General features: G+C 49.6%; 29 protein-coding genes and 1 rRNA gene. 6 read left to right on the top strand and 24 right to left on the bottom strand.

What is annotated here, in order from left to right; genetic code table 11:
• Nucleotides 1-279 (bottom strand): 16S ribosomal RNA (locus tag IV04_RS08175); the annotation flags it as partial.
• A 519-nt stretch (nucleotides 280-798) separates the two neighbouring features.
• On the opposite strand from IV04_RS08175, the gene IV04_RS08170 reads away from it, so the two are divergent.
• On the top strand, nucleotides 799-1,341 hold the full coding sequence (locus IV04_RS08170) for a gamma carbonic anhydrase family protein (RefSeq protein ID WP_037402645.1): 543 nt from the start codon (nucleotides 799-801) through the stop codon (nucleotides 1,339-1,341).
• Nucleotides 1,342-1,380: 39 nt separating this feature from the next.
• Here IV04_RS08170 and aroE read toward each other — a convergent pair whose 3' ends face one another.
• Genes aroE through dprA form a run of 5 tightly spaced genes read right to left on the bottom strand, consistent with a single transcriptional unit; the run spans nucleotide 1,381 to nucleotide 4,926 of the window.
• Nucleotides 1,381-2,199, bottom strand: coding sequence for a shikimate dehydrogenase (gene aroE / locus IV04_RS08165; RefSeq protein ID WP_037402648.1), 819 nt, complete (start codon nucleotides 2,197-2,199; stop codon nucleotides 1,381-1,383).
• An 11-nt stretch (nucleotides 2,200-2,210) separates the two neighbouring features.
• Nucleotides 2,211-2,780 carry an L-threonylcarbamoyladenylate synthase type 1 TsaC gene (gene tsaC, locus IV04_RS08160; RefSeq protein ID WP_037402651.1) on the bottom strand — a complete coding sequence of 190 codons (570 nt, stop codon included), beginning with the start codon at nucleotides 2,778-2,780 and terminating at the stop codon, nucleotides 2,211-2,213.
• A 7-nt stretch (nucleotides 2,781-2,787) separates the two neighbouring features.
• A complete protein-coding gene (locus tag IV04_RS08155; protein WP_037402654.1) occupies nucleotides 2,788-3,333 on the bottom strand; it encodes a type I DNA topoisomerase in 546 nt (181 codons plus the stop codon).
• A gap of 26 nt (nucleotides 3,334-3,359) precedes the next feature.
• Complete coding sequence (smg, locus tag IV04_RS08150; protein ID WP_037402657.1) at nucleotides 3,360-3,833, bottom strand: DUF494 family protein Smg; 474 nt, start codon at nucleotides 3,831-3,833, stop codon at nucleotides 3,360-3,362.
• The gene (gene dprA / locus IV04_RS08145; protein WP_037402659.1) at nucleotides 3,805-4,926 is read right to left on the bottom strand and encodes a DNA-protecting protein DprA; all 1,122 of its coding nucleotides are present in this window, start codon (nucleotides 4,924-4,926) and stop codon (nucleotides 3,805-3,807) included. The genes smg and dprA overlap by 29 nt, the downstream gene beginning before the upstream one ends.
• Nucleotides 4,927-5,058: 132 nt before the next feature.
• Here dprA and def point away from each other — a divergent pair, with 132 nt between their 5' ends.
• The 5 genes from def to mscL all read left to right on the top strand — a co-directional run bounded on the left by def (nucleotide 5,059) and on the right by mscL (nucleotide 9,868).
• A complete protein-coding gene (def, locus tag IV04_RS08140; RefSeq protein WP_037402661.1) occupies nucleotides 5,059-5,568 on the top strand; it encodes a peptide deformylase in 510 nt (169 codons plus the stop codon).
• Nucleotides 5,569-5,585: 17 nt separating this feature from the next.
• On the top strand, nucleotides 5,586-6,530 hold the full coding sequence (gene fmt, locus IV04_RS08135) for a methionyl-tRNA formyltransferase (protein ID WP_037402663.1): 945 nt from the start codon (nucleotides 5,586-5,588) through the stop codon (nucleotides 6,528-6,530).
• A 71-nt stretch (nucleotides 6,531-6,601) separates the two neighbouring features.
• Entirely contained in the window at nucleotides 6,602-7,891 is a 1,290-nt protein-coding gene (rsmB, locus tag IV04_RS08130; RefSeq protein ID WP_037402666.1) for a 16S rRNA (cytosine(967)-C(5))-methyltransferase RsmB, read from the top strand.
• Between the two features lie 70 nt (nucleotides 7,892-7,961).
• A complete protein-coding gene (gene trkA, locus IV04_RS08125; RefSeq protein ID WP_037402669.1) occupies nucleotides 7,962-9,338 on the top strand; it encodes a Trk system potassium transporter TrkA in 1,377 nt (458 codons plus the stop codon).
• A gap of 116 nt (nucleotides 9,339-9,454) precedes the next feature.
• Complete coding sequence (gene mscL, locus IV04_RS08120; RefSeq protein WP_037402672.1) at nucleotides 9,455-9,868, top strand: large-conductance mechanosensitive channel protein MscL; 414 nt, start codon at nucleotides 9,455-9,457, stop codon at nucleotides 9,866-9,868.
• Nucleotides 9,869-9,921: 53 nt separating this feature from the next.
• On the opposite strand, the gene IV04_RS08115 is transcribed toward mscL, so the two are convergent.
• The 18 genes from IV04_RS08115 to rplX form a co-directional block, all read right to left on the bottom strand.
• Nucleotides 9,922-10,128: an alternative ribosome-rescue factor A gene (locus tag IV04_RS08115; protein WP_037402675.1), complete on the bottom strand. Its 207-nt coding sequence runs from the start codon at nucleotides 10,126-10,128 to the stop codon at nucleotides 9,922-9,924.
• A gap of 82 nt (nucleotides 10,129-10,210) precedes the next feature.
• On the bottom strand, nucleotides 10,211-10,642 hold the full coding sequence (gene zntR / locus IV04_RS08110; RefSeq protein WP_037402678.1) for a Zn(2+)-responsive transcriptional regulator: 432 nt from the start codon (nucleotides 10,640-10,642) through the stop codon (nucleotides 10,211-10,213).
• A 185-nt stretch (nucleotides 10,643-10,827) separates the two neighbouring features.
• Nucleotides 10,828-11,217: a 50S ribosomal protein L17 gene (gene rplQ / locus IV04_RS08105; RefSeq protein WP_004929726.1), complete on the bottom strand. Its 390-nt coding sequence runs from the start codon at nucleotides 11,215-11,217 to the stop codon at nucleotides 10,828-10,830.
• Nucleotides 11,218-11,257: 40 nt separating this feature from the next.
• A complete protein-coding gene (gene rpoA, locus IV04_RS08100; protein ID WP_002919219.1) occupies nucleotides 11,258-12,247 on the bottom strand; it encodes a DNA-directed RNA polymerase subunit alpha in 990 nt (329 codons plus the stop codon).
• A 26-nt stretch (nucleotides 12,248-12,273) separates the two neighbouring features.
• Complete coding sequence (gene rpsD / locus IV04_RS08095) at nucleotides 12,274-12,894, bottom strand: 30S ribosomal protein S4 (protein ID WP_037402682.1); 621 nt, start codon at nucleotides 12,892-12,894, stop codon at nucleotides 12,274-12,276.
• 33 nt (nucleotides 12,895-12,927) lie between these two features.
• Nucleotides 12,928-13,317, bottom strand: a complete 390-nt coding sequence (gene rpsK / locus IV04_RS08090; protein WP_004929731.1) for a 30S ribosomal protein S11 — start codon at nucleotides 13,315-13,317, stop codon at nucleotides 12,928-12,930.
• A gap of 16 nt (nucleotides 13,318-13,333) precedes the next feature.
• The gene (gene rpsM, locus IV04_RS08085; RefSeq protein ID WP_037402684.1) at nucleotides 13,334-13,690 is read right to left on the bottom strand and encodes a 30S ribosomal protein S13; all 357 of its coding nucleotides are present in this window, start codon (nucleotides 13,688-13,690) and stop codon (nucleotides 13,334-13,336) included.
• 146 nt (nucleotides 13,691-13,836) lie between these two features.
• Nucleotides 13,837-13,953, bottom strand: a complete 117-nt coding sequence (rpmJ, locus tag IV04_RS08080; protein WP_037402687.1) for a 50S ribosomal protein L36 — start codon at nucleotides 13,951-13,953, stop codon at nucleotides 13,837-13,839.
• A 33-nt stretch (nucleotides 13,954-13,986) separates the two neighbouring features.
• Nucleotides 13,987-15,318 carry a preprotein translocase subunit SecY gene (gene secY, locus IV04_RS08075; protein ID WP_021182218.1) on the bottom strand — a complete coding sequence of 444 codons (1,332 nt, stop codon included), beginning with the start codon at nucleotides 15,316-15,318 and terminating at the stop codon, nucleotides 13,987-13,989.
• An 8-nt stretch (nucleotides 15,319-15,326) separates the two neighbouring features.
• On the bottom strand, nucleotides 15,327-15,761 hold the full coding sequence (gene rplO, locus IV04_RS08070) for a 50S ribosomal protein L15 (RefSeq protein WP_024912197.1): 435 nt from the start codon (nucleotides 15,759-15,761) through the stop codon (nucleotides 15,327-15,329).
• Between the two features lie 3 nt (nucleotides 15,762-15,764).
• Nucleotides 15,765-15,944 (bottom strand): 50S ribosomal protein L30, encoded by a 180-nt coding sequence (rpmD, locus tag IV04_RS08065; RefSeq protein ID WP_004956161.1) that lies wholly within the window; start codon nucleotides 15,942-15,944, stop codon nucleotides 15,765-15,767.
• A 6-nt stretch (nucleotides 15,945-15,950) separates the two neighbouring features.
• Nucleotides 15,951-16,451 carry a 30S ribosomal protein S5 gene (rpsE, locus tag IV04_RS08060; RefSeq protein WP_004929747.1) on the bottom strand — a complete coding sequence of 167 codons (501 nt, stop codon included), beginning with the start codon at nucleotides 16,449-16,451 and terminating at the stop codon, nucleotides 15,951-15,953.
• Nucleotides 16,452-16,465: 14 nt separating this feature from the next.
• Nucleotides 16,466-16,819, bottom strand: coding sequence for a 50S ribosomal protein L18 (gene rplR, locus IV04_RS08055; protein ID WP_037402694.1), 354 nt, complete (start codon nucleotides 16,817-16,819; stop codon nucleotides 16,466-16,468).
• A 9-nt stretch (nucleotides 16,820-16,828) separates the two neighbouring features.
• Entirely contained in the window at nucleotides 16,829-17,362 is a 534-nt protein-coding gene (rplF, locus tag IV04_RS08050) for a 50S ribosomal protein L6 (RefSeq protein ID WP_037402697.1), read from the bottom strand.
• A 14-nt stretch (nucleotides 17,363-17,376) separates the two neighbouring features.
• Nucleotides 17,377-17,769, bottom strand: coding sequence for a 30S ribosomal protein S8 (rpsH, locus tag IV04_RS08045; RefSeq protein WP_037402701.1), 393 nt, complete (start codon nucleotides 17,767-17,769; stop codon nucleotides 17,377-17,379).
• A 30-nt stretch (nucleotides 17,770-17,799) separates the two neighbouring features.
• Entirely contained in the window at nucleotides 17,800-18,105 is a 306-nt protein-coding gene (rpsN, locus tag IV04_RS08040; protein ID WP_024912201.1) for a 30S ribosomal protein S14, read from the bottom strand.
• A gap of 13 nt (nucleotides 18,106-18,118) precedes the next feature.
• The gene (gene rplE / locus IV04_RS08035; protein WP_021808125.1) at nucleotides 18,119-18,658 is read right to left on the bottom strand and encodes a 50S ribosomal protein L5; all 540 of its coding nucleotides are present in this window, start codon (nucleotides 18,656-18,658) and stop codon (nucleotides 18,119-18,121) included.
• Between the two features lie 14 nt (nucleotides 18,659-18,672).
• Nucleotides 18,673-18,987, bottom strand: a complete 315-nt coding sequence (gene rplX, locus IV04_RS08030) for a 50S ribosomal protein L24 (RefSeq protein WP_037402707.1) — start codon at nucleotides 18,985-18,987, stop codon at nucleotides 18,673-18,675.

The following is an 18,987-nucleotide window of genomic DNA, read 5'->3' as shown; positions in this document are numbered from 1 at the left end:
TCGCCTAGGTGAGCCATTACCCCACCTACTAGCTAATCCCATCTGGGCACATCCGATGGTGTGAGGCCCGAAGGTCCCCCACTTTGGTCCGAAGACGTTATGCGGTATTAGCCACCGTTTCCAGTAGTTATCCCCCTCCATCGGGCAGTTTCCCAGACATTACTCACCCGTCCGCCGCTCGCCGGCAAAGTAGCAAGCTACTTTCCGCTGCCGCTCGACTTGCATGTGTTAGGCCTGCCGCCAGCGTTCAATCTGAGCCATGATCAAACTCTTCAATTAAAAGCTTGATGTGCTTAAACACGTTAAGCGATGCTCGAAAATCAACGTTTGTAATAATTCACTTAAATGAATTACTGCTTGGTCACTCTTCAAGACTTGATATTTTTTGTGCTGCCGAAGCAGCTGGATATCGTCTTGTGAGTGCCCACACAGATTGTCTGATAAATTTTTAAAGAGCAGTGAGTTACGCGCTTTCGCTTGCTAACTCGAGGTGGCGTATATTACGCTTTCCTCTTTCAGAGTCAACCTTAATCTTCAGGTTTTTTCTCTGCGACTCCCAGATACTCTGTGAAGTTGTTCACAGGCTCCGTGTCGATGGAGGCGCATTATAGGGATCCTCGTTTTTTCCACAAGCCCTTTTTAGATCTTTTATTGCCGACTGCGTACTTTTCAGCCCTTTCGCGTGGATCTTATTCGATCGGGGCTATTTTACCTTGGATCCCACATGTTGACTGGTTGTAATTCCATCATCAAGGTCTAGTATTGCCGGTAAATATGATCCTGACTCGAGGCCTTACCATGTTGAATGCCGTACGTTCTTATCTTCATTACTCCCCCCAGATCGGTCAGCGTGTCATGCTCGATCCTTCCAGCGTTGTGATAGGTAACGTTGAGTTAGCCGATGATGTCAGCGTTTGGCCGCTGGTTTCTATCCGTGGAGACGTGAATGCCGTAAGGATCGGTGCCCGCAGTAATATCCAAGATGGTAGCGTCCTGCATGTGACACATAAGTCAGACAACAATCCCGCAGGTTATCCTTTATTGATTGGTGAAGACGTCACTGTCGGTCATAAGGCCATGCTGCATGGCTGTGTTATTGGCAACCGGGTTTTGGTAGGTATGGGGTCGATCCTACTGGACGGTGCAATTATAGAAGATGACGTGATTATCGGTGCTGGCAGTTTAGTCGCCCCGGGCAAACGCCTGGAAAGTGGCTATCTCTATGTAGGCAGCCCAGCGCGGCAAGTAAGACCATTAACACCCGCAGAGCGAGAAGGGCTCGTTTACTCATCCAACAACTATGTGCGTTGGAAAGACGAATACCTTGCCAAAAGTATCTAATCCTGGGAGCCCGCTCTAACTTGCCGAGCGGGCCGTTATTCAAACCGTCATTTCTTTACGCAGTTTTAATAATACCGGTTCAATCTCCGGCATAACGCCATGCCATAACAGGAAAGCGTGTGCTGCCTGCCCAACCAACATCCCCAAACCATCAGCATAAGATGCACCACCTTGTTTCTTCGCCCAAGCAAGAAATGGGGTATCCCCTTGCTGATAGAACATGTCATAACAACGGGTTGTACTATTCACAATGCTGGCTGGTAATGCCGGGATCTCACCGCTGATCCCTGAAGCAGTTGCGTTGACCACTAAATCAAAGTGTTGTTGATCGAGTTGATCCATAGGCAATGAGGAGATCTCTCCCAAATGCTGAAAAAGCGTCACCAACTGTTGTGCGCGGCTGGCAGTACGGTTAGTCAGCACGACTTCACAACCAAAAGAGAGTAATGGCAAAATCACACCACGTGCAGCACCACCAGCCCCCACCAGCAAAATACGCTCACCTGGCTGAATCAATTTCTGACGTTCGAGATCGGTCAAGAGACCAATCCCATCGGTATTATCACCCAGCAAGCGGCCATCCGGCAGCACCTTGAGCGTATTTACCGCCCCCGCTATTGCAGCCCTCTCGCTCAATTCACTTGATACTGCATAAGCACACTCTTTAAAAGGAACAGTAACATTAGCCCCTTTTCCACCTTCAATAACAAACTGCTGTAACGCTTTTTCAAATCCATTTAGCGGAGCCAGCACAGTACCGTAGGGATGCGCTATCCCAGTTTGTGCGGCAAACAAGGCATGAATACGAGGGGACTTGCTATGAGCGATGGGATTACCGAATACTGCAAACTTCTCCATTAATATAACCTCTAGCCTTGGCGAATTTGTTCACCCGTCAAAGCATCTCTGATTTCAGAAGGGTTCAGGCGCCCGCCAACGCGACCAGCCAACACCGGGAAAGATTCACCAAACTGCAGCTTAACTTCTGCAACAGTGCGGCACGGCTCCTGGCCACTTAAGTTGGCACTGGTTGATACCAGTGGTTTACCGAACTGCTGGCAGAGTTGCTGCACCAGAGGATGATCGCTGACGCGAACTGCCAGCGAATTGAAACGCCCGGTCAGGAAACGCGGTGTTTGCATTGTGGCAGGGATCACCCAGGTCACCGGACCAGGCCAACTGGCAAAGATCGCCGCACGTTGTTGTTCACTCAAGGCATTGTCATCCACATAAGGCATTAACTGTGAGTAATCGGCAGCAATCAGGATCAGCCCCTTTTCCCAAGGACGTTGCTTTAACCTCAGTAATTCACTGACCGCTGTTTCACAGTCTGGATCACACCCTAAACCGAATACAGCCTCTGTGGGATAAGCGATAACTTTCTGACTTTTCAATGCTTCTATAATAGGTGCGAAAGCGGAAATGGGTTCTGAGTTCATGACATGATCATTCTGTGGTAATGACGGGTTTTCCGCACAATTTACTGGCGCAAAAGAGGGTTGGGCCTTTTGCCGTACGTTTTTCCATCAGCAACGGATAGTGGCAGTAAGCACATTCACCCGCGATGGGCTTAAAGTTAAGGGCAAATTGACAGGCCGGATAGCGATCACACGAGTGGAATACCTTGCCATAGCGTGATTTACGTTGCAGCAATTTGCCCTGCCCACATTGCGGGCAGGCAATACTGGTTTCATCTGGCTTATCGATCGCTTCAATATGATCGCACTCGGGATAGCTTCCACAGCCGATGAACATGCCATAGCGCCCCTGACGCAGAACCAGCGTTGCCTGGCACTTCGGGCAGGCCTGCCCTTCCAGAACCTTGACAATATGGCCGTCGGCCTGCGCTTTCAATGGCCGGATATATTGGCATTCAGGATATTGGGAACAGCCGAGAAAGGGGCCGTGGCGACCACTACGGATCACCAATTCGGCCCCACATTCTGGACAGGGTTCATTTTGCCTTGCGGCAAAAATCGCGGTTTTTGTCATAACATCTTTCTATGCTTGTTATCGGCTCAGTGCAGATAACCTTCGTTTACTTCAAACAGCAGTTCTTCCATTTGTTGATAAGCACTTTCATATCCGGGGATATTAAACAGCACCATCAACACCACCCACTTGAGATCTTCGAGCTCAAACTCTGTGTTATCTAAAGCCATAACGCGATCGATAACCATTTCGCGGGTTTCGAGGTTCAATACTTGAATCTGTTCTAAAAACAAGAGGAAACCACGGCAACTGGCATCCAAACGCGCACTTTCCTCTTCGGTGTAGATCCGCATAGCCAGCGGGTCGGCATCCATAAAGTAAGGCGCATTCTCACCTTCCTGGAGGTCTGCAAGCTTCTCAAGCCAATTCAATGCGTTGTAGATATCGTCCCGCTCAAATCCTGCTTCAGCAAGATCGGCGGTCAAAGTATCCTGATCAACAGACATTTCTGGCTCATTGTGGATATAAGTTTCAAACAAGTACATGAGTACGTCGAACATGGCCTGCCCTCCTTAATCGGACATAGCCGCCGGGTACAGCTGCGATCCAACCTGCTAACTCCAGATCGAGTAACTTGATTACCACCTCTGGCACAGGTTGGCCGGCACGTTCAGCGACGACGTCAACAGGTGTCACCTCATATCCTACGTTAGCCAACACATCGACAAATGGCAATTCAACTTGGGCCTCTGACGCAGAAATAGTTTTATTTTCACTAACGGGTAACCAATGCAAGCCACTTCGCAGTTGTTCCGCAATGTCTTTGGGGCCAGTCACCAAGCTGGCGCCCTGCTGGATCAGCCAGTGTGTCCCCTCACTCATTGGGCTACCCAGCGCTCCCGGTAGGGCAAAAACCTCACGCCCCTGTTCCAACGCACAGCGTGCAGTTATCAAAGAGCCGCTGCGCAGTGAAGCCTCAATGACTACAACCCCCATACTTAATCCACTGATAATACGATTACGGCGGGGGAAATGATCGGCTAGAGGTAAATCTGTAGCCAAATATTCAGAAACTAACGTGCCGCCTTGTTCAACAATTTGTTGAGCAAGGTATCGGTGACGACGCGGATAAATATTAGCCAGCCCGCTCCCCAATACGGCTATTGTCACTCCTTCGGCAGCCAAGGCAGCACGGTGGCAAATACCATCAATACCGATAGCCAACCCACTGGTAATGGCAAAACCGCAGTGCGCCAAGCCAGTAGCAAACTCATTCCCCCAATGTTCACCATAATGACTGAACTGGCGGCTGCCCACCATGGCTATCTGTGGCAGTTGTAAAGCTGCTGAACTCCCTTTGACCATCAGTAATAACGGTGCATCCGCAATGTGTAATAACAGCTCAGGGAAACCAGGTTCGCCGTAAAGCACCATTTGATTCCCTCCTTGTTCTAACCATTTCAGCGTTGCCTGCAGATAATGTGCAGGAGCATGGCGAAACTGCTCCTGTTGTTTCTTATTTAAGCCCAGTAGCCTTAAGAGTGGATAGAGATCGCGACCTTCTGCACTCAATTGAGTAACAATCTGGCTGGCTTGCTGCGCACTTATCCCCGTGACAGCATGCATGCGTAGAGCGATTTCCTCTGGCTGCATCGCGCATTCCCTCGCTGAAAGTATGGTGTTACCCATTGGTGCAATTGGTCAACGATGCTGTCAATCAAGCCAGGAAATGTCTAGAATAGAAGTTAACCTTCCTTTATCACTCGGATACAGATCTAAAGATATATGTCAGTCTTGCAAGTATTACATTTCCCAGACGAGCGGCTACGCAAAATTGCGACCCCGGTAAAAGAAGTCAATGCAGATATCCAGCGCATCGTGGATGATATGTTTGAAACCATGTACGCAGAGGAAGGCATTGGCTTGGCTGCGACACAGGTGGATATTCATCAGCGTATTATCGTCATTGATATTTCTGAAAACCGCGACGAGCCGTTGGTGCTGATCAACCCGGAATTGCTGGAAAAACACGGGGAAACCGGTATTGAAGAAGGCTGCCTTTCTGTACCTGAACATCGTGCTTTGGTACCACGTGCAGAAAAGATAAAGGTTCGAGCACTAAACCGTGAAGGTCAATCTTTTGAGTTCGAAGCCGATGAACTGCTGGCTATCTGCATTCAGCACGAGATGGATCATCTGGTCGGTAAGCTGTTTGTCGATTACCTTTCTCCGCTTAAACGCCAGCGTATCCGTCAGAAACTGGAAAAAATGGCCAAGCTTAACGCCCGGGCCTAACCGATCAGGAAACTAACGTGTCTGACTCTTTACGGATTATCTTCGCCGGAACCCCTGACTTTGCAGCGCGTCACCTCGACGCGCTACTGTCATCTGAACACCAGATTGTTGGGGTTTTCACTCAGCCCGATCGCCCAGCAGGCCGTGGTAACAAACTGACACCAAGCCCGGTCAAAGTACTGGCAGAACAGCATCAGATCCCGGTGTTCCAGCCTAAATCATTGCGCCCAGAAGAGAATCAGCACCTGGTTGCCGATCTCAACGCCGATGTCATGGTCGTTGTAGCCTATGGCCTAATCCTGCCAAAAGCCGTTCTGGAGATGCCACGGCTGGGCTGCATCAATGTTCACGGCTCTCTGCTCCCACGCTGGCGTGGCGCTGCACCGATCCAACGTGCATTATGGGCTGGCGATAGCGAAACTGGCATCACGATCATGCAGATGGATGTTGGTCTTGATACCGGCGACATGATGCACAAGATCAGTTGCCCGATCGAAACTACCGATACCAGCGCCAGCCTGTACAACAAGTTAGCCGAACTCGGGCCACAAGGGTTGCTGGCAACGTTGCAACAATTGGCTGCTGATACTGTTGAGCGTGAAGTACAGGATGAAGCACAGGTCACCTACGCTGAAAAGCTCAGTAAGGAAGAAGCCCATCTGGATTGGAGCCTGTCGGCAGCACAGTTGGAGCGCTGTATTCGCGCATTCAACCCTTGGCCTGTCAGCTATTTCACCATCGAAGAGCAACCGGTAAAAGTCTGGCAAGCAACAGTTCTGGCCGAAACATCCGGCGCACAACCAGGTACTATCATTAATGCCAATAAGCACGGCATCCAAGTTGCTACCGCTGACGGTATTTTGAATCTGACACAATTGCAGCCAGCAGGTAAAAAACCGATGTCAGCACAGGATCTATTAAATTCACGTCGTGAATGGTTTGTACCGGGTAACCGGTTATAAAAACTCTCCTTGCCCGGTCACAGTTACCGGGCTGTTTCTTTCTTAACGCCGATCGTCATCAGCTTCAGCCTATGAAAAACAATTACAATCTCCGAAGCCACGCAGCCAAAGCCATCGGCCAAGTGCTGGATCAAGGGCAATCACTCAGCACTATTCTGCCAACATTACAAAAGAACATTTCTGATAAAGATCGGGCTCTGTTGCAGGAGCTTTGTTTCGGCACACTGCGAGTATTGCCGCAGTTAGAATGGTGTATTCAGCAACTAATGGCCAAACCAATGACTGGCAAGCAACGTACGTTGCATTACTTGCTGATGGTGGGTCTGTATCAATTGCTGTATACCCGCATTCCACCGCACGCAGTGCTGGCGGAAACCGTAGAAGGCGCAGTGGCCCTGAAACGCCCTCAGTTGAAAGGCTTAATCAATGGCGTATTGCGCCAATTCCAACGTCAGCAAGAAGAACTGTTGCAACGTGCGGCCAATAACGAAAGCCGTTACCTACACCCAAGCTGGCTGCTAAAGCGTATTAAGCAGGCCTATCCAGCCAATTGGGAACAGATCGTTGATGCCAACAATCAAAAACCCCCGATGTGGCTGCGCGTTAACCGCCTGCACCATAGCCGTGATGAATACCTGCAAATAATGCAACAGGCAGGTATCGCCGCTGAACCCCATAGCGAATATCGCGACGCGCTACGTTTACTCACGCCTTGTGCTGTAACAGAGCTACCGGGTTTTGCCGAAGGTTGGGTTACCGTACAGGACGCCTCCGCCCAAGGCTGTGTTGATCTGCTAGATCCGCAGAATGGCGAGCAGATCCTCGATCTTTGTGCCGCGCCCGGTGGTAAAACCACCCATATTCTGGAAGCGGCCCCGAAAGCTCACGTGATGGCGGTCGATATTGATGAACAACGTCTGGGGCGGGTAAAAGAAAACCTACAACGCCTGCGCCTTAATGCCGAAGTCAAATTAGGTGATGGGCGCACACCGGAGGAATGGTGTGGAGGCAAACAATTCGATCGCATCTTATTGGATGCCCCCTGCTCCGCGACTGGTGTTATTCGTCGCCACCCAGACATCAAATGGTTACGCCGAGATAGCGACATCGCCGAATTGGCAAAACTGCAAGGTGAGATTTTAGAGGCCATTTGGCCACATTTAAAATCAGGTGGCATAATGGTCTATGCAACCTGCTCTATTCTGCCACAGGAGAACAGCGAACAAATAGCGGCGTTCCTGCGACACCATGGCGATGCTAAACTGGTAGATACGGGTGATCACCAAGTACTAGGCAGGCAAAATCTTCCTCATCCTGAGGATGGAGATGGATTCTTTTACGCTAAGCTAATTAAAATGTAACTCTTAGGGCGCATTCCAAAGTGCCTACAAATAGCGGCTACGGCCATTGCAGTGTGAAGCAGAGAACCCGATGAAAATAATCATTCTTGGCGCTGGTCAGGTCGGTGGGACACTGGCAGAAAACCTGGTTGGTGAAAATAACGATATCACCGTAGTCGATACCGACTCAGGGCGTTTGCGCCAGCTACAGGATAAATTTGACCTTCGTGTCGTCCAAGGGCATGGTTCCCACCCGCGAGTATTGCGCGAAGCCGGGGCAGAAGATGCCGATATGCTGGTCGCCGTCACCAATTCTGACGAAACCAATATGGTTGCCTGCCAAATAGCCTATTCACTGTTTAACACCCCAAACCGTATTGCCAGGATCCGGGCATCGGAATATATCCGTGAGTCAGAGAAATTATTCCATCCAGAAGCAGTTCCAATCGATCACCTGATCTCACCAGAACAACTGGTTATCGATTACATTTATAAGTTGATTGAATACCCTGGCGCATTACAGGTTGTGAACTTCGCCGCCGGTAAGGTCAGTATCGCCGCAGTGAAAGCCTATTATGGTGGCCCTCTGGTCGGCAATGCCTTGTCTTCGATGCGCGAGCATATGCCGCACATTGATACTCGCGTCGCAGCCATCTTCCGTCAGGATCGCCCGATACGCCCGCAAGGCTCAACCATTATTGAGGCGGGTGATGAAGTGTTCTTTGTGGCCGCTTCACAGCATATTCGTGCGGTAATGAGCGAATTACAGCGGCTAGAAAAACCCTATAAACGCATCATGATTGTTGGCGGCGGCAATGTCGGTGCCGGGTTAGCACAACGGCTAGAAAAATCATACAACGTGAAGTTGATTGAACGTAATCAGCAGCGCGCCGCTGAATTGGCGGAGCATTTGCACGACACGATTGTCTTTTATGGCGATGCATCGGATCAGGAGCTGCTTGCTGAAGAACATGTGGATCAAGTAGACGTATTTATCGCCATCACCAATGATGACGAAGCTAATATCATGTCTGCAATGCTGGCCAAGCGGATGGGGGCCAAGAAAGCCATGGTGCTGATCCAGAGGCGTGCTTATGTCGACTTAGTGCAAGGTAGCGTGATTGATATTGCTATTTCACCTCAACAAGCGACGATCTCCGCATTATTAGGACACGTGCGTAAAGCAGATATCGTCAGCGTTTCGTCACTGCGCCGGGGGGTTGCAGAGGCCATCGAAGCCATTGCTCACGGCGATGAAAGCACCTCTAAAGTCGTTGGCCGAATGGTAGCAGAAATTAAATTACCCCCGGGCACCACTATTGGCGCTATTGTACGCGGCGATGATGTCATTATTGCCAACGGCGATAGCAAAATTCAGCAGGGCGACCACATCATCATGTTTATTACCGACAAGAAATTCGTGCCGGACGTTGAACGCCTATTCCAACCAAGCCCGTTCTTCCTATAACAATATGGCTGTGAGCGATGCCTGCTTGAGAAAAACCAAACGCTTTCCTCTACTCATCGTGGCGAAAGGAAATCGCTTGGTTAAACTTGTATAACCAGTTTCTAAGGAGTGTCTTTATGGGTATTTTGAAAGAGTTTCGTGAGTTCGCCATGCGTGGCAACGTTGTCGACTTGGCAGTAGGCGTTATTATCGGTGCCGCATTTGGCAGAATTGTCTCTTCGCTGGTTTCAGATATCATCATGCCTCCCTTAGGGATGCTGATCGGCGGCGTTGATTTCAAGCAATTCCATCTCGTACTGCGTGAAGCTGAGGGCAACATCCCTGCCGTTGTCATGAACTATGGCGCGTTTCTACAGAACATTTTTGACTTTATCATTGTAGCCTTCGCTATCTTTATGGCTATCAAGCTGATGAACAAGATGCGCCGTAAAGAAGTAGAAGAGCCTGCAGCACCGCCAGCCCCTACCGCTGAAGAGAAATTATTGACAGAAATCCGTGATTTATTGAGCCAACAACAGCCAAAGAACTAAACTGCTCAATACATAAAAGAAAAGCCATCTTAGTCAGATGGCTTCTTTATGCCTCAAAACCAGAAGGCCAGTGGTAAATTATTCTTTGATAACTTACCACTGGCCTCCCAGCTTCCTCCCTTTACGTGTTTATCTTTACGCCGATAACTGCCTTTCCCTTTAACGTTCTTTTCTACACGCTGACGGAAAAGCGGATCGTGCAGCAATGCCTCGATGGCGTTTTCTTGTATCTGGCCTCTCGTATGCCGATATTTGGTCATCATAGTCTTCCTTTTAGTCACATAGGTTAAAACGAGCCGATAATACTGCTGTACAGATAAAAGTCAAATTGCCGTGCAACATTCAAGGTGACTTTTTACTCTTATCTTCACTTGCCCCTTGTTCCAAAGCTTCCAGAATAGAACAGTAGTTGCTGGCATGGGCACTTCCGCAGCAGGCATCGCTGAGTCTTTTGAGCGACTCGCGCATCCTCGTTAGTTCTATAAGTTTGTTCTCCACCTCAAATAGCCTGGCATCTACGATAGATTTAGACTCTTTACAGGTATGATGTTCAGGATCTACACGGATCGACAATAATTCCGCGATCGCTTCTAACGTGAAACCGAGCTGTTTTGCATAGCGGATGAAACGCAAGCGCTGAAGATCCTGCTCGCTATACAAGCGATAGCCCCCCTCGGTACGGATGTTGTGCTCCATCATGCCCTGTTTTTCGTAATAGCGAACAGTATCAGGAGTCACCTCTGCGAGCTTAGCCAGTTGGCCGATTTTAAACATGATTCACTCCTCAGAACTAAATTTCCCATTATAGGAATTCAAAGACGCAATAGCCCGAACGCTCGTATAAGCATAACGGGTAAAAAGAAGGATCTGAAGATGTGTCGTGGCAGTTGAATGCTTTCGTGCCGGATGGATGGACGTAAAAAAACCGGGCAAGCCCGGTTTTTTTACGCGTCTACAGATTACTCTGCAGTTGCTACTTCTGCTTGAGACTCAGCACGATCAACCAGCTCGATGTATGCCATCGGCGCGTTGTCGCCTGCGCGGAAGCCACACTTCAGAATACGAGTGTAACCACCGGCACGGCTCGCGAAACGCGGGCCCAGCTCGTTAAACAGTTTTGCCACGATCTCGTTATCACGAGTACGGGCGAATGCCAGACGACGATTAGCTACGCTGTCGGTCTTGGCAAGAGTAATCAGCGGCTCAACAACGCGACGCAGCTCTTTCGCTTTTGGCAAGGTCGTCTTGATGATCTCATGACGAACCAAAGAGCCGGCCATGTTACGGAACATAGCCTGGCGATGGCTGCTGTTACGGTTCAGTTGACGACCACTCTTACGATGGCGCATGACCTTATCCTTCTCAGTAAAACCTTAACCTGTGATCCGGTTACTCGTCAGCAATGCTTGCCGGTGGCCAGTTTTCCAGGCGCATGCCCAGAGACAAACCACGCGAAGCCAGCACGTCTTTAATCTCAGTAAGAGATTTTTTACCCAGGTTAGGCGTTTTCAGCAACTCAACCTCGGTACGCTGTACCAGATCACCGATGTAGTGGATAGCTTCTGCCTTGAGGCAGTTAGCAGAGCGGACAGTCAATTCCAGATCGTCAACAGGGCGCAGCAGGATCGGATCGAATTCTGGTTTCTCTTCTTTCACTTCCGGCTGACGAACATCACGTAAGTCAACGAAAGCTTCCAGTTGTTCAGCCAGAATGGTCGCCGCACGGCGGATCGCCTCTTCAGGATCGATCGTACCATTGGTTTCCATTTCGATTACCAGCTTGTCCAGGTCAGTACGCTGTTCTACACGCGCTGCTTCAACATTGTAGGCAATACGCTCTACAGGGCTATAGCAGGCGTCAACCAACAGACGACCAATCGGGCGCTCATCTTCTTCCGAATGAATTCGGGCAGAAGCCGGCACATAACCGCGACCGCGCTGAACTTTGATACGCATGCTGATAGCAGCGTTCTCATCGGTCAGGTGGCAGATCACGTGCTGCGGCTTGACGATTTCGACATCACCATCATGGGTAATGTCGGCAGCGGTCACAGGGCCAATGCCAGATTTATTCAGGGTAAGAATAACTTCATCTTTGCCTTGAACTCTCACCGCCAGCCCTTTCAGGTTGAGCAGGATCTCCAGGATATCTTCCTGTACGCCTTCTTTGGTGCTGTACTCATGCAGTACACCATCAATCTCAACCTCGGTCACCGCGCAACCCGGCATAGATGAAAGCAGAATACGGCGCAGTGCGTTGCCAAGAGTATGGCCAAAGCCACGCTCTAAAGGCTCAAGGGTCACCTTGGCGTGCGTCGAACTGACTTGCTCGATATCTACCAGGCGCGGTTTTAGAAACTCTGTCACAGAACCCTGCATTGTGTCCTCTCTTTGAAACTCAAGCTTTACTTAGAGTAAAGCTCGACGATCAGGTGTTCGTTAATGTCGGCGGACAGATCGGTACGTTCAGGAATACGTTTGAACACACCCTCCATCTTCGCAGCATCAACTTCCAGCCAAGTCGGCTTTTCACGCTGCTCAGCCAGCTCCAGAGAAGCCTTAACACGAGACTGCTTTTTAGCTTTCTCGCGGATGCTGACTACGTCATTCGGAGATACCTGATAAGAAGCGATGTTAACAACGCGACCATTTACCATTACGGCTTTATGGCTAACCAACTGACGTGCTTCTGCACGAGTTGCGCCAAAGCCCATACGATAAACTACGTTGTCCAGACGACCTTCCAGAAGTGCCAACAGGTTTTCACCAGTGTTGCCTTTCAGGCGGGTTGCTTCTTTGTAATAGTTACGGAACTGACGCTCCAGAACACCGTACATACGGCGAACTTTTTGCTTTTCACGTAACTGTACACCATAGTCAGACAGACGCGGCTTACGCGCACCATGCTGACCAGGCGGTTGCTCAATTTTGCACTTTGAATCTATCGCGCGAACGCCAGACTTCAGGAACAGGTCTGTGCCCTCGCGGCGGCTAAGCTTGAGCTTAGGACCCAAATATCTTGCCATTTTCTTTCTCCAACAATCCGAAAAGCAGGGGCGTTATACGCGACGCTTTTTCGGTGGACGACAACCGTTATGAGGAATCGGAGTCACATCGGTAATATTAGTGATGCGGAAACCAGCCGCGTTCAGAGCGCGGATAGTAGACTCACGACCAGGACCAGGTCCTTTAACCATAACTTCCAGGTTCTTGATACCGTATTCTTTTACTGCGTCAGCACAACGCTCGGCTGCAACCTGAGCTGCAAACGGAGTTGACTTACGAGAACCACGGAAACCGGAACCACCGGCAGTTGCCCAACCCAAAGCATTACCCTGACGATCGGTAATAGTTACAATGGTGTTGTTGAAAGAAGCATGGATATGAGCCACGCCGTCAGAGACTTGTTTTCTTACACGCTTACGTGTACGAACAGGTGCCTTTGCCATTATTCAATCACCCCGATTATTTCTTGATCGGTTTACGCGGACCCTTACGGGTACGTGCGTTGGTCTTAGTACGCTGACCGCGAACTGGCAGACCACGACGATGGCGTAAACCACGATATGTACCAAGATCCATCAGACGCTTGATGCTCAGGGTAACTTCACGACGCAAATCACCTTCAACAGTGAATTTGGCAACTGCTTCACGCAATTGTTCAATTTGCTCTTCAGACAGCTCACTGATCTTAACATTTTCAGCAATACCCGCAGTAGCACAGATAGACTGTGAACGAGTTTTGCCGATTCCGAAGATCGACGTTAACGCGATAACGGTATGTTTATGATCAGGAATGTTAATGCCTGCTATACGGGCCACTATGCACTCCTACTTATTTTTACGGCAACACCATTCTGAAAAGCCCGTTTTCAGGATACTCAAATAATGTTGCAGCTACATACAAAAGATTGGCTGGCTAATCTAGCCAGCTCAACCCAACTTTGCAAGAAAAATATGCGAGATAATCAGCCTTGACGCTGTTTATGCTTCGGCTCGGCACTGCAGATCACGCGAACGACACCGTCACGCTTAACGATTTTGCAGTTACGACATAATTTCTTGACGGAAGCACGAACTTTCATTTTTACTCTCCGTAACTTCTCAAACGCGCCTGATTAGCGGTTATAGCCTTTCAGGTTTGCTTTCTTCAATGCAGACTCGTACTGACTTGACATCATCAAAGTTTGCACTTGAGCCATAAAGTCCATGATGACAACAACCACGATCAGTAGCGAGGTACCACCAAAGTAGAATGGTACTTTCATTGCATCACGCATGAACTCCGGGATCAGGCAGATGAAAGTAATGTACATCGCGCCCACCAGGGTTAAACGCGTCATTACCTTATCAATATACTTCGCCGTTTGCTCTCCCGGACGAATTCCTGGTACGAAGGCACCGGACTTCTTCAGGTTATCTGCTGTTTCACGCGGGTTGAAAACCAACGCGGTGTAGAAGAAACAGAAGAAGATGATTGCAGACGCATAGAGTAACACATAAAGCGGTTGTCCAGGCTGCAAATACAGCGAAATCGTTGTCAGCCAGTTCCAACCGGTACCACCCCCAAACCATGATGCAATCGTGGCAGGGAATAGAATAATACTGGAGGCGAAGATTGCAGGTATTACGCCTGCCATATTCACTTTCAGTGGTAAGTGTGTGCTCTGTGCTGCGTAAACACGACGACCTTGTTGACGCTTCGCATAGTTAACGACGATACGACGTTGACCACGCTCGATGAAAACAACGAAGAAGGTTACTGCAAACACTAATACTGCAACCAACAGCAACAGGAGGAAGTGCAGGTCGCCTTGCCGAGCTTGCTCAATAGTATGGCCTACTGCTGGCGGTAATCCCGCCACAATACCTGCGAAGATAATGATCGAGATACCGTTACCGATACCACGTTCAGTAATTTGTTCGCCCAGCCACATCAGGAACATCGTTCCGGTAACCAGACTCACAACCGCGGTAAAGTAGAAAGCAAAACCTGGGTTTAACACCAGGCCCTGCATACCAGGCATATTCGGCAGACCGGTAGCAATACCGATCGACTGGAATATGGCCAATACCAGCGTACCGTAGCGGGTGTACTGGCTAATCTTGCGACGGCCAGCCTCCCCTTCTTTCTTTATTTCCGCTAACGCTGGATGAACCACCGTTAGCAACTGGATAATAATCGACGCCGAAATATACGGCATGATCCCCAGAGCAAAGATAGAAGCACGGCTGAGAGCACCACCAGAGAACATGTTAAACATTTCAATGATGGTGCCTCTCTGCTGCTCAAGCAATTTGGCAAGCACAGTGGCATCGATACCAGGAATCGGAATAAAAGAGCCGATGCGGAAAACAATCAGCGCGCCGATAACAAACAAAAGTCTGCGCTTCAGCTCGCCGAGTCCGCCTTTAGCACTTTGAAAATCTAATCCTGGTTGCTTAGCCATTAGCTCACTTATTCCTCAATTTTACCGCCAGCAGCCTCGATAGCAGCACGAGCGCCTTTGGTGACACGCAGACCACGCAGGGTAACCGGACGAGCGATTTCGCCAGAAAGCATAACTTTCGCGAATTCGATCTGGGTACCAACAACGTTAGCGGCTTTCAGCGTGTTCAGGTCGATTACGTCGCCTTCAATCAGAGCCAGTTCAGACAGACGAACTTCTGCCGTGATCATAGCTTTGCGAGAGGTGAAGCCGAATTTCGGCAAACGACGATATAAAGGCATCTGACCACCTTCAAAACCACGACGTACGCCACCGCCAGAACGAGACTTCTGACCTTTGTGACCACGGCCGCCGGTTTTACCCAGGCCAGAACCAATACCACGACCTACACGCTTAGGCGCATGCTTGGCACCTTCAGCCGGAGACAGAGTATTTAAACGCATCTGTTACTCCTCAACTTTAACCATGTAGGAAACCAGGTTGATCATACCGCGTACAGCAGGAGTATCCTCGCGCTCTACGGTGTGACCAATACGACGCAGACCCAGACCGAGCAGTGTAGCTTTATGCTTCGGCAAACGGCCAATGGAGCTGCGAACTTGTGTTACTTTGATAGTCTTAGCCATGGTCAATTACCCCAGAATGTCTGCAACGGATTTACCACGCTTGGCAGCGACCATTTCAGGAGACTTCATATTTGCCAAAGCATCAATCGTTGCACGAACCACGTTGATCGGGTTGGTGGAACCATAAGCTTTAGCCAATACGTTGTGCACCCCAGCAACCTCAAGAACGGCGCGCATTGCACCGCCCGCAATGATACCGGTACCTTCATGAGCTGGCTGCATGAACACACGAGACCCTGTATGAGCACCTTTAACAGGGTGCTGCAGGGTGCCGCTGTTCAGCGCGACATTCATCATGTTGCGACGGGCTTTTTCCATCGCTTTCTGGATCGCTGCTGGAACTTCGCGTGCTTTGCCGTAGCCAAAACCAACGCGACCGTTACCATCACCAACAACTGTCAGTGCGGTAAAGCTGAAAATACGGCCACCTTTTACGGTTTTAGATACGCGGTTTACCGCGATCAGCTTTTCCTGCAGTTCGCCAGCTTGTTTTTCGATGTGAGCCATCTTAAACCTCTTCCTTAGAACTGAAGGCCAGCTTCACGGGCAGCATCTGCCAGTGCCTGGACTCGACCATGATATTGGAAACCGGAACGGTCAAAGGATACTTTTGCAATCCCTTTTTCCAACGCGCGCTCAGCCAGAGCTTTACCTACGGCTGCTGCTGCGTCTTTGTTACCGGAATACTTCAATTGCTCAGCAATAGCTTTTTCTACAGTAGAAGCGGCTACCAGTACTTCAGAACCATTTGGAGCAATTACCTGTGCGTAAATGTGACGCGGGGTACGATGTACCACCAGGCGGGTTGCACCCAGTTCTCTGAGCTTACGGCGTGCGCGGGTCGCACGACGGATACGAGCAGATTTCTTATCCATAGTGTTACCTTACTTCTTCTTAGCCTCTTTGGTACGCACGACTTCGTCGGCGTAACGGACACCCTTGCCTTTATATGGCTCAGGACGGCGGTAGGCACGCAGATCTGCAGCAACCTGGCCAATTACCTGCTTATCAGCGCCTTTCAGCACGATTTCAGTTTGGCTTGGGCATTCAGCAGTAATACCTGCTGGCAGCTGATGATCGATTGGGTGAGAGAAGCCCAAGGCTAAATTCACCACATTGCCTTTAACGGCAGCACGATAACCAACACCTACCAGTTGAAGCTTCTTGGTGAAGCCTTCGGTAACACCGACAACCATTGCGTTCAGCAGAGCACGCGTAGTACCCGCTTGGGCCCATGCGTTAACAAAACCTTCGCGTGGAGCGAAAGTCAGTGCGTTGGCTTCTTGCGTAACGATAACGGCTTCATGGACTGTACGAGTCAGCTCGCCGTTCTTACCCTTAATCGAAATAACCTGACCGTTGAGTTTTACCTCTACGCCGGCAGGAATGACGACGGGTGCTTTTGCAACACGAGACATTCTTTCCTCCCGAATTAAGCTACGTAGCAGATAATCTCGCCACCAAGACCAGCTTGGCGAGCTGCACGATCGGTCATAACACCTTTAGAGGTAGAAATAACAGCGATACCCAAACCGGCCATAACTTTTGGCAGTGCATCTTTTTTCTTATAGATACGCAGACCTGGACGGCTGATACGCTGAATGCTTTCTACCACTGCCTTGCCCTGGAAGTACTTCAGTACCAGTTCCAGAACAGGCTTGGCGTCGCCTTCGACTTTGAAATCTTCAATAAAACCTTCTTCCTTCAGCACGTTGGCAATCGCCACTTTCAGCTTGGAGGAAGGCATGGTGACCGCAACTTTGTTCGCGGCTTGACCGTTACGGATACGGGTCAGCATATCCGCGATCGGATCTTGCATGCTCATCTGTCTTTACTCCCGTGATTCAATTGGTAATTACCAGCTAGCCTTTTTCAAGCCTGGTACTTCACCGCGCATGGCGGCTTCACGTAACTTGATACGGCTCAACCCGAATTTGCCCACATAACCATGTGGACGGCCAGTTTGGCGGCAGCGTTTACGCTGACGAGACGGGCTGGAATCACGCGGCAGAGTCTGCAGTTTAAGAACCGCATCCCAACGATCTTCGTCGGATGAGTTCACACCAGAGATAATAGCTTTTAATTCCTCGCGTTTAGCGCGGTATTTGTTAGCTAGTTTCACGCGAACAACTTCGCGTGCTTTCATTGATTGCTTAGCCATCAGTAACCCTGCCTTACTTGCGGAACGGGAAGTTAAAAGCAGCCAACAATGCGCGGCCTTCATCATCAGATTTCGCACTAGTGGTAATGGTAATATCCAAACCACGAACGCGATCGACTTTGTCGTAGTCGATTTCTGGGAAGATGATTTGCTCACGCACACCCATGCTGTAGTTACCACGGCCGTCGAATGACTTAGCAGACAAGCCACGGAAGTCACGGATACGTGGAACAGCAATGGAAATCAGACGCTCAAAGAACTCCCACATGCGTTCGCCACGCAGAGTTACTTTACAGCCGATCGGATAGCCCTGGCGGATTTTGAAGCCTGCAACAGATTTGCGTGCTTTGGTGATAAACGGCTTTTGACCGGAGATTGCTGCCAAGTCAGCTGCTGCATTGTCCAGCAGTTTCTTATCAGCGATCGCTTCACCAACACCCATATTCAGGGTGATCTTCTCGACCCGAGGGACTTGCATGACAGAGTTGTAATCAAACTGAGACATCAGTTGTTTGACTACCTCGTCTTTGTAGTAATCATGCAGTTTCGCCATCGTCATACTCCAAATTACTTGATAGTTTCGCTATTTGATTTGAAGAAACGGACTTTTTTGCCGTCTTCGAATCTAAAGCCTACACGGTCAGCCTTACCAGTAGCCGCGTTGAAGAGAGCAATGTTAGAAACCTGAATAGCAGCTTCTTTTTCAACAATGCCACCTGGTTGGTTCAGGGCCGGTACAGGCTTCTGATGTTTCTTAACCAGGTTGATCCCTTCAACAATGACCTTACTAGCAGACAGGACACTTTTTACTTTACCGCGTTTACCTTTGTCTTTCCCGGTAATCACGATAACTTCGTCATCACGACGGATTTTCGCTGCCAT

Source organism: Serratia sp. Ag1 (assembly GCF_000743355.1).
Lineage (GTDB): Bacteria > Pseudomonadota > Gammaproteobacteria > Enterobacterales > Enterobacteriaceae > Chania.
This window is presented reverse-complemented; position numbering and strand designations above follow the sequence as displayed.